This is a genomic window from Protofrankia sp. CiP3, from assembly GCF_917627345.1.
Lineage (GTDB): Bacteria > Actinomycetota > Actinomycetes > Frankiales > Frankiaceae > Protofrankia.
Window position 1 is genome coordinate 1 of record NZ_CAKJTM010000061.1, and the last position, 3960, is coordinate 3960.

General features: G+C 68.7%; 2 protein-coding genes. Both read left to right on the plus strand.

Annotated elements, in window-relative coordinates; genetic code table 11:
- The first annotated feature begins 1386 nt into the window (after window positions 1–1386).
- Window positions 1387–1725, plus strand: a complete 339-nt coding sequence (locus MJ797_RS18335; RefSeq protein WP_239336703.1) for a trypco2 family protein — start codon at window positions 1387–1389, stop codon at window positions 1723–1725.
- A 5-nt stretch (window positions 1726–1730) separates the two neighbouring features.
- The coding region (locus MJ797_RS18340) for a serine protease (RefSeq protein ID WP_239336706.1) at window positions 1731–3960 on the plus strand (2230 nt) is incomplete at its 3' end.

Genomic DNA, 3960 nt, shown 5'->3' on the forward strand with positions numbered 1-3960 from the left:
ATCGTTCCAACGACAAACCCGGCCAGCGGTCCGCCGGCCGGGTTGGGGATGCATACTGCGCGCTCGGAGGGACTCGAACCCCCAACCTCTTGATCCGTAGCCCTCGGCGAACCGTCCACGCATGTCCACTGCTGTCCGCCGGTGCAGGTCACAGGCCTGGCACCGTCCACCGACGTCCATGGCCGTCTACTCCCGTTGCAGTACAACTGCAGTACGGCGGCTCCAGATGCGGACGTCACAGAACGTGCCTAATCCTGATCCACAAATCAAGAGGCGCAGGCACCTGGTCTGCCGGCCCGGCGGCAGTCCCTGACAATCGCTCCCGTGCTCCGCCTTCCGGCTGCCGCGGCTCGATGCTTCCCGCCGTAACGGATACGGCGAGCGTCCAAGGGCGGCACTAACGGGCTTGAGAACGAGCAAATAGCTGTAGCGCCCCGTTTTGACACCCGCATCCTCCCAGGTCAGGGGCACCTTCCCGTCACCGGGGTAGCCCTGCCACATAGATCAAGAATCTACGGTGTGAACAGCCGAGGCCAATGCACATAGGGTTCATGCAACATCCTCTCTTGTGCGACGCGTTTCCTCCGGCTAAGCTCAGCTTGGGACTTAAGATCGTTTCTCGCGACGTCGGTCTCATGCCTCGGGACGAGGGCATGAGAGTTTTCGTTGGAGCGCGAACCTAAGGCCAGCGGCTCATACTCGAGGGTTCGCCTCCCGGCGTGGCGAGCGTTTCGTTGCGCGAAGTTAGCGCTGCGTTCCGCTGGTTCCCGCTCGTTCCTGTCGTCGGCGGGTAGACGCCCCGACGGTAGCCGGGTGCCGCTGGGGCATGGTTGGAGCGCCGTGTCGCCCGTCTCTGTCTTTGTGCTGCTTGCAGCCGGAATCTTGCCGCCAATCTGTAGCCTAGTTGCGTGGCTCGCATATTTGCACTTCCTTCGATTTCTCGTACGGCAAGTTCCTGCGGATCCGGAATGGGCGGAACGAGCGGATAAGGCGGCCAGCGTCTACTGGCGATCGAAGGGAGATCCCCGCGTTGGTTGATGGTTGATCCGTCGGCGCGACTGCTACTTCACTCGTCGCAGGCCGCAAAATGGCGAGGACGACCCGCAGCAGATTAAGAGTCACGTTCGTGATGTCCGTAGAGGTCCGCTGACGTTCGCCAGCTCGGGTCGGCGGGCCTCGGTCGTGCGTGGGCATCCGCCGTCGTCCGCCCGTGTTGCTGTCAGCGGTTGCTGTCAGCCCGGGCACCGGAGATCGTCGGTGGGGCTGGCCGGGCCGGGGCATCATCGGGGTTCCGGGGCCGTGGCTGTCTGACACGCGAGGGCGCGTTTGTCCTGGCCAGCCCGTGTGGCTGCCCTGCGGGGCTGGGCGCGGGAGAGGGATGGCAGTGTGCGACGATTCCGGGACGTTCCGCACGAGCAGGGGGTAGAGATGGCTGACGAGCCGTGGGTGGAGTTGTCGGACGCGATCGGGGCGGTGCGCCGCGAGTTAGCAACGGCGCGGCTGGCGGGTGCCGGGGAGCCGGTGCGATTCGGCTTGGGGCCGGTGGAGTTGGAGTTCGCGCTGGAGGTCACGCAGAACGGTCAGGGTGAAGCGGGCGTGCGGTTGGGCGTTGTGACGCTGGGCGGTAAGGGCGGCCGGTCGTCGGGGACGACGCACCGGTTGACGGTGACGTTGCACCCGCTGGACAGTGCCGGTGGTCCGCTGGAAGTCGCTGACGAGGACTGACCGCCATGGCAGCCGGGGTGGGCTACGGCCAGGTGATGGAGATCCGGGCGGTGACCGCATCGGGGACGACCGCGTCGGGATCGGGGTATCGGATCGGGGGGCGGTTGGTCCTGACCGCAGCGCACGTGGTGTTCAACACGGATGGGACAGCCCGCCGGGATGTTGCGGTGCAGTCGGTCTCCGAAGACGGGTGTGTGCCGGGCCGGGTGGTGTGGCCAGCGCGGCGCGGTGACATCGATGCCGCGCTGATCGAGATTGATGGTGGGGTGGAGCCGGCGGGGTGTCGGCCGGTGCGCTGGGGGCGGCTGACCGGGCAGGCCGGACGGGTGGCCTGTGAGGCGTTGGGGTTCCCGCGGGTCGTCAAGGATCTCACGACAGGGGACCGGGAGGTCGAGCACCTGACCGGCCGGGTCCATCCGGGGAGTGGACTACGGGCGGGCCGGTATGCGCTGGTCGTGGACGGGGTGCCGCCGCTGCCCCCGGCGAACGCGGTAGCGAAGTCGCCGTGGGCGGGGATGTCGGGGGCGGCGGTGTTCGCCGGGGGTCTGTTGATCGGGCTGGTGGCCCTGGATGATCCCCGGTTCGCGCACAGCCGGCTGACGGTGGTGCCGGCCGCGGTGATCGTGGCTGCGGCGGGGTTCACCGACCAGGTGGGGTCGACGGGCCGGCTGCCGGTGGCGTCGGTGGAGCTGGCGGGGTTGTTTCCGGCTCCGGTGCCGGTTCCGGCGCGGCTGCCGTCGCCGGCGACGTTGTTGCAGCCGCGGTGGGAAGTGGTCCCGTTTGATGGCCGGGAGGGGCTGCGGACGCGGCTGGCCGGTTGGTGTGCGGAGCCGGCGGAGGTGTCGGTGTGGCTGGTGCACGGTCCGGGTGGGCAGGGCAAGACTCGGCTCGCCCGGCAGGTCTGCGCCGAACGGGAAGCAGCGGGCTGGGTCACGGGGTTGATCCGCAAACCGGTGTCCGTGGACCGGGACGAGGGGGACGCGGCGTTCGATGAGGCGCTGGGCCGGATCGCTGATAGCCAGGTGCCGGTGCTGCTCGCGGTCGACTATGCCGAGACCCGGGTGGCGACGATCGGGAAGATCCTGGAGGGGTTCCGGCAGGCCGGTGCGGCCGGCCGGTTGCGTCTGCTGCTGCTGGCGCGGTCGGCGGGCCGCTGGTGGACCGATCGACTCAGTGATGATCTGGACCGTCTGCTGGTTCCCGCGCATGCCGAGTACCTGGATGTGTTGGACGCCGGGGAGACGGACCGGCCGGGCCGGTTCCGGGATGCGGTGACCGCTCTGGCGGGCTGGCTTCCTCGGGTTGATCCGGCGGTGGACTGGACGGCCGTGGCCGCAGCGGTGCGCGTGACACCGCCCGTCCTGGCCGGGGAGCGGTTCCGGTCGGTGTTCGCGGTCCACATGGCCGGGTTAGCCGCGTTGCTGGAACAGGGCCGCAGCCCACATCCCGGCGGCGGGGCCGTGGCGATCGAGGACCGCATTCTGGCTCACGAGGCCGACTACTGGGAGCGGTTCGCCCGCACCCGTGGTCTGCCCTACGAGCCGGCCACGTTGCGCTCGACGGTGGTTACCGCGACGTTGTGCGGGGCTGCGGACGAGCCGGAGGCGATCGCCACGATTGGCCGGGTGCCGTTGCTCGACGGCATCCGGAAGGATTCGGATCGCCGCCTTGCGGTCGCGTCCTGGCTCCATGAGCTCCATCCCGCCGAAACCGGCGGTGGGTCGGGGGCGGCGTATTGGGCGGGGGTGGCACCCGACCGGCTCGCCGAACACCTGGTCGCGGTCGATCTTGCCGCGGACAGGCATGAGCTGGCGGGCCGGGTTCTCGCGGATGCTTCGCCTGGTCAGGCGGTCCAGGCGCTGACCGTGCTCATGCGCGCCCGGGTCCATCAGCCGGGTGCGTCTGATGAGGCACGCCGGCTCGTCCGCGCCTACCCCGGTCTGCTCGGCGCTGCCGCGCTGATCGTGGCCCAGCAAGTCGATGATCCGTCGGTGCTCCTCACCGCTGTTGCGGAGGTTGTGCCTCGTCTGACTGTTGAGCAGGTTCGATTGTTGGTGTATGTGCTCCCGGAGCGGAGCCTGATCCTCGACGATCTTGCCATGAAGATCACTACCCGTGCTGTTGATCTTTTGCGGGGATGTGCCGTCGCCGATCCCGACGCTGTCCTCCCCGACCTGGCCGGGTCGCTGAACAACCTGTCGGGGCGGCTGGCGAGCCTGGGTCGGCGGGAGGAGG